The 12,332-nt window shown below is 38.0% G+C and carries 8 protein-coding genes and 1 riboswitch; all 8 genes read right to left on the reverse strand.

What is annotated here, in order from left to right:
• Positions 1–178: 178 nt before the first annotated feature.
• Positions 179–1,186, reverse strand: coding sequence for a type I glyceraldehyde-3-phosphate dehydrogenase (gene gap, locus CWS20_RS17565; RefSeq protein ID WP_066190052.1), 1,008 nt, complete (start codon positions 1,184–1,186; stop codon positions 179–181).
• Positions 1,187–1,212: 26 nt separating this feature from the next.
• The gene (locus CWS20_RS17570; protein ID WP_066190049.1) at positions 1,213–2,232 is read right to left on the reverse strand and encodes a sugar-binding transcriptional regulator; all 1,020 of its coding nucleotides are present in this window, start codon (positions 2,230–2,232) and stop codon (positions 1,213–1,215) included.
• 143 nt (positions 2,233–2,375) lie between these two features.
• Positions 2,376–2,621, reverse strand: coding sequence for a glutaredoxin family protein (locus CWS20_RS17575; RefSeq protein WP_066190046.1), 246 nt, complete (start codon positions 2,619–2,621; stop codon positions 2,376–2,378).
• A 16-nt stretch (positions 2,622–2,637) separates the two neighbouring features.
• Entirely contained in the window at positions 2,638–3,972 is a 1,335-nt protein-coding gene (rpoN, locus tag CWS20_RS17580) for an RNA polymerase factor sigma-54 (protein WP_066190042.1), read from the reverse strand.
• 532 nt (positions 3,973–4,504) lie between these two features.
• Positions 4,505–4,590: riboswitch (cyclic di-GMP riboswitch) on the forward strand.
• Positions 4,591–4,988: 398 nt separating this feature from the next.
• The gene (locus CWS20_RS17585) at positions 4,989–5,453 is read right to left on the reverse strand and encodes a hypothetical protein (protein ID WP_066190040.1); all 465 of its coding nucleotides are present in this window, start codon (positions 5,451–5,453) and stop codon (positions 4,989–4,991) included.
• A gap of 9 nt (positions 5,454–5,462) precedes the next feature.
• Entirely contained in the window at positions 5,463–6,467 is a 1,005-nt protein-coding gene (locus CWS20_RS17590; RefSeq protein WP_083957148.1) for a DUF3231 family protein, read from the reverse strand.
• Between the two features lie 133 nt (positions 6,468–6,600).
• A complete protein-coding gene (locus CWS20_RS17595; protein WP_083957147.1) occupies positions 6,601–7,836 on the reverse strand; it encodes a helix-turn-helix domain-containing protein in 1,236 nt (411 codons plus the stop codon).
• Positions 7,837–7,941: 105 nt separating this feature from the next.
• The gene (locus CWS20_RS17600; RefSeq protein ID WP_066190028.1) at positions 7,942–12,135 is read right to left on the reverse strand and encodes a S8 family serine peptidase; all 4,194 of its coding nucleotides are present in this window, start codon (positions 12,133–12,135) and stop codon (positions 7,942–7,944) included.
• Between the last annotated feature and the right edge of the window lie 197 nt (positions 12,136–12,332).

The following is a 12,332-nucleotide window of genomic DNA, read 5'->3' on the forward strand; positions in this document are numbered from 1 at the left end:
TTCTCCCTTTACCATTTATCATTATAGACGTTCATGCATCTAATATCCATAAATATTGGTTTGTATGCTGTTTTTTTTCAGAATACTAATTCCAATCAGATTTAAAAAAACATTGCGGCTGCCATGTCCTATTGAAAAATCAACCACAATTCCTAATAGCTTAAAAAGTGATGATTTTTTAAATGCCTTTCTCCGCCATATACTCAACTAAATCTACAACCCTATGTGAATAGCCACTCTCGTTATCGTACCACGAAATCACCTTAATCATACTACCGTCCATCACCATAGTTGATAAAGCATCAATTGTTGATGAAGCGGGATTTCCATTATAGTCTCCAGATACAAGAGGTTCCTCGCTATAAGCAAGAATTCCTTTCAATTCTCCTTCAGAAGCATCTCTCAACGCTTTGTTAACTTCATCAATTGTTACTTCTTTATCTAGTTCTGCGACCAAATCGACCAAGGATACATTCGGTGTTGGCACGCGCATTGCTCCGCCATTCAACTTGCCTTTAAGTTCTGGGAGAACAAGGGAAACTGCCTTTGCAGCACCTGTAGTTGTAGGAATAATATTTTCTGCAGCAGCTCTTGCTCTGCGATAATCCTTATGTGGCAAGTCAAGGATTTGCTGATCATTTGTATAGGAGTGAACGGTTGTCATCATCCCTCGTTTAATACCAAATGAATCATTCAAAACCTTGGCAAATGGAGCAAGGCAGTTCGTCGTACAAGAAGCATTTGAAACGATATGATGGCTAGCTGGGTCATATTTATCCTGATTAACCCCCATTACAATCGTAATATCCTCATCAGATGCAGGGGCTGAAATGATAACTTTCTTCGCGCCTGCTTCTAAATGCATAGCTGCATCCGCGCGTTTCGTAAAACGGCCAGTCGATTCAATGACGATATCCACACCTAAATCTCCCCAGCCTAATTCAGCAGGGTTGCGTTCAGCCAATACTTTAATTTTCTTGCCGCCAACGACTAAATCTTCCCCATCTACATGTACCTCTTCTTTAAATGTTCCATGTACAGAATCATATTTTAACAGATGCGCAAGCATGTCAGCGTCTGTTAAATCATTAATTGCCACAATTTCAATCTCTTCATGCCCAAATGCTGCTCTAAGTACATTTCGTCCAATTCTACCAAATCCATTTATTCCAACTTTAATAGCCATAATGAAAAACCTCCAAGTAATTTTTATTATTTCAACAATTTCAGCGCTGCCGCTTCATCGGTAATTAGCACTGTATTCTTTGGTGCTCGCTTCATATATGCGGCTATAGCTTTCGCTTTCGATATGCCGCCTGCAACCGCTACAACATGCTGTATACCTTCCAAATCATCAAGCTGAAGGCCGATTGTCTGCACTCTGTGGATGACTTCTCCAGCTTCATTAAAATAGTAGCCAAACGCCTCGCCGACTGCGCAAGCTCCTTTTAGCTTCTGTAAATCACTTTCATTTGTTTCTCTGCGTTTGGCCATTGTTATTGCATCACCAATCCCATGCAAAACAATATTGGCACTCTTTATTTGCTGTAGAACTTCTTTAATGCTCGGTTCTTTTATCATCGATTGATACATATCGTTACCTACCACATCTGGCACGTATAATGTTCGATACGCCGAGTTCGTACGCTCTGCCATTTTCGCACAAATCGTATTGGCCTGATTATTCAAATCAGCTCCTACTCCACCCCTTGCAGGTACAAATAGCAAATCTGAAAGTAAATGATGCGGTATCATTGCTTCCGCTACTTTCGCCATGGTGGAACCCCCAGTAACTGCGATTGTGTTTTTCCCATTAAATAGAGAAAGCATCAGACTCGCAGTTTCTTTACCAAGATCATTTTTTACCGACTCTTGTTCATCTGTGTTTCCAGGAACAATAATGGCCTTTTGAATGCCGAGTTTTTCAGCAAGAAGCCTTTCCTTTATGTCTATACCCTTTATTTCTTTCATCATCCCTGTCATTTCAGAAAGAACTTGCCGTCCGCTTTCAGTAAGGCTCATTCCATTATTATCTACATTAATAAGACTCTGATTCTTTAAAAAATCAACCTCACCGCGCAGCACGCGTTCAGTCATACCTAGAATGCCCGCTAAACTCCTTCTGCCAACAGGCTCCATCTGCGAAACTTGACGAAGAATATCATATCTTTTTTGCATCACTTCCAATAAATCTGGCAATACTTTTTTAGAAACCTCAATAAAAGAACTCAAGAGAAAACCCCTTCACCCCATATGGTCAATATATGTCCACCCAAGACGTTTTGTGTCCCAACTGAACAAAAAAAATAAAATCACTGCTGCTTTATATTTCCATAGTAACAGGAGTGATTTATATTTTCAACTAATGTGAGCTATTAATTCGCTTCAAGGGCTTCCTTAATCGTAAAATAATCAATTTGACCATATTGTACGAGCATTTGATTAATTTCTATCACAGGAATCATTAAACCATACTTTTCTGTCCACTCATCGCTTTGATCAATTTCATTCGCCACATAAGAAAAGTCCATTTCCTCTTTTAACTGCGCAATTATTTTTTCTGCTTGTTCACACAGTGGACAGCAAGTGCGCGTATAAAGAGTAAGTATCGGCATCTCCATGTTGTATCCCTCACAATCAATCGTATCTTTTCCTTTTGGATGAAGATGGAATCCCCAGCTGGTCGCGGTATTTTGCAACCGTTCGTCTAGAAATCACCATTCCTTCCTCATCCTTAAGCCTATTCACAATCTCCTGGTCAGATAGCGGCTTTTTCTTATTTTCGTCCTTAACCATTTGGCTTATCACATTTTTCACCTGTTGTGATGAAGTATTTTCAAAAGATGTCGTTTTAATTGTACTAGAAAAGAACGATCTCAGTTCATATGTCCCAAAAGGAGTTTGCGCATATTTTTCACGCACAGCCCTGCTTACAGTAGACTCATGTATCTCTAGCTCATCAGCAATTTCCTTCATTGTCATCGGTTTAAGATAATTCGGCCCCTTCATAAAAAAGTCCGGTTGCCGTTCAACAATTTTTAATGACACCTTCAATAAAGTTTCTTTCCGCTGTTCAATACTACGGAAAATCCATTGATAATCCTGTTTTTTCTCCTGTAAAAAACGGTTTACCTGCTGGTCAGAGCCTGTCTGGAACTTTTGAAAATATTGATTATTAAAGCTTATTTTAGGAAGGACATCATCTAAAATACTGACTGTAAATGACTCTCCATTCCATGCTATAACTACTTCAGGGGTAATATAAGCTGTCTGTTCATCCTGAAAATTAGAAGCCGGCCTTGGATCAAGCGTTTGCACTAAATCAAAGACCTCCTGAATGTCTTTTAAGTCAACATCCAAACGCTTTGATATATCCTTCCACTTTTTTTCAGCAAACAGCAAAAAATACTCTTCTATAATTTTTTCTGCCAGCTCATTGTGAGGAGTCATTCTTTGAAGCTGAAGTAATAAGCATTCCTGCAAATCTCTAGCGCCAACCCCTGCCGGTTCTAAGCACTGGAGCTCGATAATTGCTTCATTCATCTCTTCCTTAGAGGCGTGATAGTATCGAGCAATTTCGTTCGTATCAACCTTTAAGTAACCGTTTTCATCTAGATTATCTATTAAGTGGGAAACCATCTTTACTTCTTTATCATCCATTACAGCGATAGCTAGCTGTGAATGTAAATATTCCTGCAAAGACATTGTCTGCTTTGCTCCTAATTGTTCGATCCAATTTTGCTTATCTTTTTCAAACTTTACTTTCGATGGCTTCACTCTGTCATAACGGGGGTCCATCGATTGTACATTGCTTGATTCTATTTGTAATAGGGGATTTTCCAGCGCTTTATTTTCTAAAAAGGCAGAAAGCTCCTGCGTGTTATATTGTAACAGCGCAATCGCCTGCGTTAATTCCTGCGTCATTGTCAACTTTAATGTCTGCTGTTGCCATAACCCTGCTTTCATATTCATCACACATACCCCCTTCCCTCATTCTACAACAACCATCAAAAATAGTGTATAGAAATAAATTGGTAGTAAGAAAAGCGAAGGCGACTGTTCAGAGGCGACAAGCTTAAGGCGTCTCTGAAATGAAGGCGTTCTTTGCCTTCAATTCAGAGGTGGCTTAAGACCTCGAGCCTCTAGGAGCCGCAGCTAGACAATGAGAAAAGCGGAGGCGACTGTTCAGAGGCGACAAGCTTATGACCTCGAGACTCTAGGAGCTGCAGCTAGACAATGAGAAAAGCGGAAGGGCCTGGTACAGCCCCGACAAGCTTATGACCTCGAGGGGCTAGGCCATGAAGCTAGACCTCGAAAAGCGAAAGGCGACTGTAAAAAGGCTAACCATGATGTAAATATAATATCAATAACAGATAAGCCGTAAATTCACCAAAATAGTAATCGTCGAATTGGAAATTTTAATTTTTTTAATTTTTCAGAACCTTTTCCCTTTAGTTACAAAACCGTATTATTCGACATAATTCTGTATACATATGATAAAATTTCTTGTATTGGGCAAATTTTACGAAAGTAAAAGACGCAAAGCCACGGGCCTAAAACATTTGATGTCATGGTAGCCGGGTTGCACTTTTAGGATGAAATAGATTAATATTTTTCGCTTTTGATTAATTTAATCGTCCTATTTTTATAGACTTCCATTCATCGGAAATCTTTATCATTCACGATCCCTTTCTAATTTTGCCTATTTTGTTAAAGGAAAGGTGTGTAATATGATATTACCTACAGTACAAAGCGAAGATACTAAAGTGACTCATATAGTGAAGGATCAACACTCTTGTATATGCGGATTCAAATACAATGTATTTGCTACTTTTACTAAAAGAGATTTAAAAAAAATTCAATTTAAGCCAAACGAGAAAATTACATGTCCTTTATGCAAAGCTTCCTTAAACAAAAGCTATAGTCTAAACAGCTAATTTCCCAATCCTCATGTAAAAACCAACCTCGTCTTTAAACTAGGTTGGTTTTTATGAAGTAGATGTAAATTTCAACAGTATTTTCTTTATAATCCATCCTACTAGAACACCCGGTATGACGGAAAGCATAGGAAGCCATACGGGTCCAAAGAATACACCAAAGATGGTCACCTCTGTAGAATACATTAATCCTACCGTCACAAAATAGGCAGAGAAAACAAATGGTAAAAACGCATAACGCCCCTTACCTCCGCCTGCATCCTTAAAAGCATCCCATATTGCAAAAAAATATAAACAAGGATAAAACATCAACCAACCATAATTCGCAAGCTCAGCAGCTTGTTCAATCTTCCCTTGAAAACTAAGCATAATAATTTCATTAAAGTTTGCCATCACATTAAATAGGATTTCCAACCCAAGAAAGATGGTGCCTTTGAAAAATTTTCCATTTAAATACTGCCCAAACCCCGGAAAAGCTATTGACCAGAAGAGTTTTTCAATCGGTTTATTATTCACTGTTAAAACCTATTTCATTTGGAATTTATGATCAACTGATTGCGGCGCTTGCTCCAGCCAACCATATTTTATTAATAGCTTTGCCGCTTGATTGCCAAGCTCAACGGTATCAACCAAAACTGCTGCATAGATTTCTCCTAAATCTCTTCTAGATACTGTTCCTAAAGCTGTTCCATAATAACCGGTTAATGTGGCAATGAACATCACTACTTGACCGAGCATTAGTCTTTCAGAAAAAGGTGGAGTAGTAGAGTGTAGCACTTCTGAATCTAATGTAGGTGAAGTAGAGATGTTATCCTTAATCAATGTGTTTGCAAATTTTTCAACATTTTTATTAAAATGATTCACACATTTTAATAAAAACTTTTCAATATCATTTGAAGCGACTGTTTGACTTAAACCAAGAAATACAGCTTTTCCTAATGCATTTCTTTGCATATCATTGTATAAGTTCATTACCTCTACAACAGTTAATGCCCTCTGCTTCCCTACAAATCCGGAAAGGTAACTTCCCTTATCAGCAATTTCAATTTTTTCAGGAATAGGGATTGATGGGCTCCGATAATATGTACCTTTAGATTGCAGCAATGATAAAGTCCTTTTATACAACTGAATATCTTCTTGAAGGGCTTTGTTAAATAATTCTTCCACATCTTCCCGAACAGCGATTGAAACTGCGGTGCTGTATCCAATCATCCCGTATCTGGTCATATCATGAATATAGCTGAGCATCAGTATCTCTGAATACAGTTTTGGTGCAGAAATATTTACATCCTCATCTTCATTCATTGCTATAGGAATCGGATGATTTTCCTTTTCATAAATGGCAATAATCTCACTTATTATCCCATCACAGATTTGAATGGCATTTTTAATAATAGCAGTAAGCTCTTGATCTTCAGCTTTATTTTCACAATACAATAACACACATTTATACATTTTATTATTCATAAAAGTATTCCATAGCTGTGCCAATTCAGCAGCAGTCAAACGATCGTCCACATCCGTCATCATAACCCTCCCTATGAAAGATTATTGTTAGGGTGTCCTATAAGAGATGAAAGCATTCCCAGATTTTTTACAGAATCAAAATAATCAAAAAGAAGGTATCCAAATAAAGCAATGAATACCCGCTGTATTAGAGGATTTAAACCAATGTAGAAGGGGGAATGAGGTTTTTAGCCAGGCTTAATGCTTCTTTTGTTTTTCCGTTTTCTGCGTAAAAATAAAAAAGAAGCCTTTCATACTTCTCGATCATTAATGTATCTCCTGACTCTTTATAATAAGGGAGAATTTTTTCTTCAATAAGTTGGAAGGCCTGTATTTTTTGTTCTGAAAGCAGAAGGTAATAAAATTGAAAATGGAATTTTGGCAGTGCATGTGTGTTTTTCTGTAATAGTTCCATTCCTCTTTCAACTTCAATCATTAATTCTTTGTTATTTAAAGTGTGCCCATGATAGGCATTCCCTATGAGATTCTCTAAAAACATGCAATAAATCACATCCGATTCATCTACAAGACTTAACGCCTGCAAATAATAATGATGAGATTTCTCATACATCCCTCTCTTATGTAAATCATAGGCAAAGTTGTGATACGCCTTCGCTTTGCGCGCAATTGATCCACAGGCATCACATAATCTAAATAATGCCTCATAACGTTCTTTTATCTCAGTATAATTGGCGATTGATTTTGCATTTAGCTGGACTAAAAGCAACGTCTCAGCATCGATTATGCGTTGAATGTTCATTGTTTTGTGAAAATAACTTGCTGCGATTTCACCATAATAATAAGACTGCACATTTTGGTTAATCACATAATGTGCCACTGCCAGATGATAGTAATATTCATTTTGATGATAAACCTCGTGGTCTATACTTGTTAGTACGCGAATACAATCCTTGTTTCTTCCCGTTAAAAAATAATATATCCCGAGATTATGCTTAAGAAAGTTTTCTTCAAAAATCGATAATGATAAATTGCCCTGATCAATCTTTTTTATATACTCATTTGCTTTTTCGAGATTTCCTATATATAAATAATAACGGGCAAAGGTTAATGAATAGGATGCATAAAAGTCAGGCATATCCTTTAAAGGATTCCTTTCCAGCGCCTCTTTCAATCGAACAATTTCTTGATCATTTTGAAGGATAATATGATGCTGCAGCTCCTCCATCTTCTTTTCAAACGCGTGATACTTTGTTTTTTCCTCCCCCATATTAATTTTAAGCCTTTTACATAACAAAGTGATGATTTCGCTGGAATACTCCGTTATTTCTCTCTCAATTTTACTAAGATGAGTAATCGAGCAAATACCTTGAACGATTTCTTTTTGAGTCAGTTTCGCCTTTTCTCGATAATATTTGATGATTCGACCTTCCATCAGCGGAAAACCTCCAGCCTCCTTGAAAATTAAGGAAGAGACTCCTTCAGAATATTATAACAAAAGAAAAAAGCACCAGGTTTGAAACACCCTGGTGCTTTTTTCTTAATTTTTATTTGGTTCTAATTCGATTAGACGCAAGAAATACTCAAGGTCCTTTTTCCCAATCGTTTCTTTTGGATCTTTATTGCCCGCATCTGGTCCTTTAGCTAAGAAATTCTTTTCTATTAGTCTGACATCTGCTTCATCAACCTTGCCATCCTGATTGATATCTTCCTTTTTAATTGAGCTGTCTTCATCACCATAGGCATCAACGGCGTCCCTGATATCTTTAATATCAATCAGCTTATCCCCGTTTACATCACCTGCGAGTCCGAGAGCTGGACGTACGCGCTGCAGCTGGCCAATCAGCTCGCCAGCAACCTTCTTCCCTGGAATAAACGTACTGTAGCTTTTCAAATGTCCAGGCGCAGCAATCACCAAAGTATATTCCTGGCTGCTTGCCGGAATTCCTTTTACTTGGAATTGACCGTACGAATCTATTGTTCCTTTATATTTTTTGCCTGATCTTGTTTGCGCATAAATGTTGATACCTAGATTTTCCGCATCGCCAGTCCGGTTAAAGTACCCTTCTTCACTATTAAAAGCTTCTAAATTTACAGTTCCTTCAACAGTCGTATGCTTGGAAATCACCTCAAACTTCTCAGTGCTATAAAACGGCAGTTCTGCTGTCTTATTATCTTTCTGCTCATAGCTCGCAGTGACAACCTCAAATGCAGAATATTTGCTATACAAGGTATCATCAATCAATTTGAAGTTCACATCAATAATTGGCATATCTCCACTTAACCCGTTAAATGCTTTTCCTGAGAGGACAGTTTCCAACGTAACTGAGCTTGTCCAAGGTTCATCCTTGGCTACTTCAGGGTCCTTTAGTTCCACTGATATGCCTTTTTGTTTTGCATATTGTTTGATTTCCTGCGATAACTTCGCATTTTTAAATTGATAATACTCATCATAGAAGCTCACTTTATGCTGACTGGACATTAAATCTTTTACATTGTTTAAAGTAAGTGACATTGTAATCGTATCATTCTTTTTAATGGACTTCTTATTATAGTCAGCCGAAATATATGGAGTGCCTTCTTGCAGGAAAATATATCTTTCGTGATTGACTGCTGTCGCTATGTCCATTGTTGCTAATTGTAAATATAGCGCATCTTCTGCAATATCGCTTTTCTCGATGCCAAATTTCACTTCTCCATTTTCAGCAATCGGGAATGTCCGTGCAAAGTATGCGAACTTTGATGTATCAAAGAACATTGTATTAGAGGACTGGTCATACTCAAGCCCTTTTTCATTTAGAAGATCAACTGTCTGATCCTGAACATTTCCATGAACATAGAATGCTTCCATGCCATCTTCTTCAGTAAACATTGAATCGTTCAGCTCATAAACGCCAGGCTTTTTGTCCCATGAAACTTCTGGAGCAGTATTATCTACAATTACGGGTGAATCAATTGTATAAGTTTTCCCACTCTCGTCTGTAGCTATAAAATCGAATTTATAATCACCTTCAGGCAGCTTGACTCTTTCCTCTGCTATTGGATTTTCAGGGTCATTCGTAAATGGCTGCATATATCCTGTGAACATATAAATAAGAAAATATTCTCTGTCTGGCACCATATTGTTCGCATTGAGTGATCCGATATATCCTAAAGGTTCACCTGTTTTTCCATCCGATAAAATCACATCAATCGTTTCCATCGGGCTTTTCAAGGCAAACATTCCATTAATAATTGGATAATAGTGCTGCCAGAATGTAATATCATTTGCTAGCGATGGTCTATCTGTTTCAATATAGTCAATTCCTTTATCAGTAACAGTAATAGAGAAAGGAACTTGGTAGTTTTCTTCTTGATTATCTTTATTTGTAAAAATAATATACCCTTCATAAGCGCCAGGTTTTGCCGTGCTCGGCACTTTTATTGTTGCAGGAAGTGTCTTGCTTTTTTCCTTCCCTACTGCAATCGAATTTTTAATATTGAGCTTTACGCCATTTTCCTTGGCGTTTTCCACTCCTTCTATCCCTTCATTAAATTTGACGCTAATAGCATAGTTCTTTTTCTTGCCACGATTTTCAATCTCTATGTCTTTACTAATGCTGATTGCTTCATTATTTTCTCTTAAATACTCTCTACCAAAAGCGATGGATCCTGTTTCTTCTTCAATTAAAGTTTTTTCATCACCTGTCATTGTTTCTGTCTGATCTAATACTTTAATTGTTGTCTCGGCATGTACCGCTTCATATGCATCTATACGGCCTGCACCTACTTCATTCACTGAGTAATGATGCTTTAAATCAACGGATGTATTCATTAAAGCTTGTTTTACATCAAATGGATCATACTCTTCGTTACTCTGAAGGATGAGTGCGGCTACACCGGCAACATGCGGGGAAGCCATGGAAGTCCCTTGCATACTGCTATAGGAAATGGAGTAATCTTCTCCTTCTTCAGGGCTGTTAATATATTCCGGAATGGTAGAGAATACAGCCACACCAGGTGCAACGACATCTGGTTTAATATCATAGTTACCGTTTACCGGCCCTCTTGAACTAAAGTCTGCCAAGGTATCGCCTTCGGTTTTTGTACTGGATAAGTCTTTGAAACTAACTGTAGAAACTCCGCTATTTTTCAGCTTTTCCCCTTCTTCTTTAGACAGGCGGAACGACGGGATATAGCCTTTGCCTTCACCTAGATAAGCAGAGATTTGTCCATCAGTATTATTATAAATAATGGTAGCGATGGCTCCTGCTGCTTTTGCATTTGCAATTTTCTCATCAAAAGTTAGTGTTCCTCTTTCAATTAATGCCACTTTCCCTTTAACATCGATACCTTCAAAATCACCGGCTTGTCCTATTCCTGCAGAGACTAGCGGTAGATTTTTCGCTTCTAATAGTTTTAATTGGTCAGAGAAATTCTTCGCTAATAACATAAGTGATAATGTATCTTTCCCAGCTGATAGTGACATCGTTGGGATATTCATCGCTGAATCACTTGCACCGACTGTAATACCTAAAGCTGCTGTTCCCGGAGAACCTAATGTCTTCTCACTTGGCCCTGCGTTTCCAGCTGCTACAACAGCAACCACACCTGACAGCATCGCATGATTGATTGCGATCGATGTTGGATCTAACGGATCATTAACAGAAGATCCCAAGGAAAGATTCATGACATCCATTTCGTCTGAAACCGCTTTATCAATTCCGGCAATCACATCTTCATTAGTACCGGAACCATATGGACCAAGTACGCGATAATTATATAAATCTACTTCCGGAGAAACGCCTCCAACAGCATAATCAACATCATTTTGTTTATTTGCTGCGATCGTTCCCGATACATGTGTTCCATGCGAAGTATAATATTTGGATCCATTATAATCCTCTGGATACTCTGAGTTCTGCCAATCTTCATAGGTTGTTTCCATCGGATCAGCATCATTATCGACAAAATCCCAGCCTTTCACTGCATCCGGATCTATCTCTTTTGGATCCTCGCCATCAGTATCGCGATATCCTTTATAGCTTTCAGTTAAATCAGGATGATTATAATCGACCCCTGTATCGATGACCCCTACTTTGATTCCTTTACCAGTTATATTTTCATCATGCAGCTTATCTACTCCAATTTGCGGAACACTGTCTGCCATTTTTGGAGAGATTCCCTCTTTTCCTTCAGGTACATCTAATTGAAGCTCTTTATTGCTCCACACTCTCTTTACTTCATCGGAGGCTAATAACTCCTTTACAGCGATGCCTGGAAGCGTCATAGATACACCATTTATCACATGTTTGTATTCTCTATTAATTTCAATTGCTGCTGGATCATAATCCTTCATACTCTTCTGTTTTTTAAATGAAGATACAAATTTTTTGAAAGCTTGGTGAGACTGTTCAACTTGAGTCTCTGCTGCAGCTTCGAGCATTCTTTTTCCAATGGCAGCTTGCTGCTTGACCGCTACTTTGGCAGGCAATGTCTTAAATTCGACAATCACCGAAACCATTTCCGAACTATTTTGCTCTACATCAGGCGCAATCGTAAATGTAGGGGCTGCCGTTAATTCATTTAGAGCTTTCCTTTCCTCTGCTGACAAACCCTTTAGCATTGATTCAACATTCTCATAGGAGATCGGTTCCTGCTTTGCAGCTAATGGATAAGAAGGTACAGCCATTGAAAGCAGCAAGCCCGCTGCTAGTGTAGTAGCAATAACCGATTTCGATTTTATTAATTTCATATTTTCCCCCCTCAACATCTTAATGAAAATTAGCTATTTTCTAATAATAATGATAGAGCGACGGAAGCACGTTTGTAAATTGGGGTAATTTTTTTAGGAGAAAGGAACTGAATCAAGTTCACTTTTGATTTTCCAGGAGGCAAATTGAACTATTTTCCTTTAAAACAATAGGGCATTACATAGAAAAAGATTCTTAT

Source organism: Cytobacillus horneckiae (assembly GCF_002835735.1).
Taxonomy (GTDB): Bacteria; Bacillota; Bacilli; order Bacillales; family Cytobacillaceae; genus Cytobacillus; species Cytobacillus horneckiae.

What these genes read in the sequence shown, in the direction of transcription:
- gap (WP_066190052.1), bottom strand. Translation starts at nt 1,186, where the DNA reads ATGGCTATTAAAGTTGGAATAAATGGATTTGGTAGAATTGGACGAAAT.
- CWS20_RS17575 (WP_066190046.1), bottom strand. Translation starts at nt 2,621, where the DNA reads ATGGAGATGCCGATACTTACTCTTTATACGCGCACTTGCTGTCCACTG.
- rpoN (WP_066190042.1), bottom strand. Translation starts at nt 3,972, where the DNA reads ATGAATATGAAAGCAGGGTTATGGCAACAGCAGACATTAAAGTTGACA.
- CWS20_RS17595 (WP_083957147.1), bottom strand. Translation starts at nt 7,836, where the DNA reads ATGGAAGGTCGAATCATCAAATATTATCGAGAAAAGGCGAAACTGACT.
- CWS20_RS17590 (WP_083957148.1), bottom strand. Translation starts at nt 6,467, where the DNA reads ATGATGACGGATGTGGACGATCGTTTGACTGCTGCTGAATTGGCACAG.
- CWS20_RS17600 (WP_066190028.1), bottom strand. Translation starts at nt 12,135, where the DNA reads ATGAAATTAATAAAATCGAAATCGGTTATTGCTACTACACTAGCAGCG.